1 protein-coding gene is annotated in these 445 nt (G+C 67.0%); it reads right to left on the minus strand.

What is annotated here, in order from left to right; genetic code table 11:
* A partial coding sequence (locus EOS_RS46955; protein WP_047845586.1) for a hypothetical protein occupies positions 1–445 on the minus strand: 445 nt, incomplete at both ends.

A 445-nucleotide genomic window follows, 5' to 3' on the forward strand; every position in this document is an offset into this window, starting at 1 on the left:
GACCGTCGTCGCGCTGACCGCCGTCGCGCCGCCGTTGTGCGCGCCCGAGACATCCACGCCGCTGATCGCGGTGTCGCCGGTTGCCAGATCGGCGCCCGTCACTGAGCCGGCGACGACCGTGGTCGAACTATCGATCAGGCGCGTGGTGAGTTGCCCCGGTACGCCGTTGAAGTCGGGCGCCGGCACGAAGCGCAATTGTGCCGACGACGACAACACGAGCGAGTTCGAATCGCTCAGGCCGGTGGCGGCAATCGTGGTCCAGTGCGCGCCGTTATCCGTCGAGTATTGCCAGGCGCCCTGGCTCGCGTCTGCACCGTTACCGGTGATCGCAACGCCCGCCAGCGTGTTCGCCACCGACCCGGTCGGATTACCCGCGCTTTGCTGCTGATCGGCGCTGTCGTTGAAATTGCTGCCGAACAGATGACCGACCGTATCGGCTGGTGGC

Source organism: Caballeronia mineralivorans PML1(12), from assembly GCF_001028175.1.
Taxonomy (GTDB): Bacteria; Pseudomonadota; Gammaproteobacteria; order Burkholderiales; family Burkholderiaceae; genus Caballeronia; species Caballeronia mineralivorans.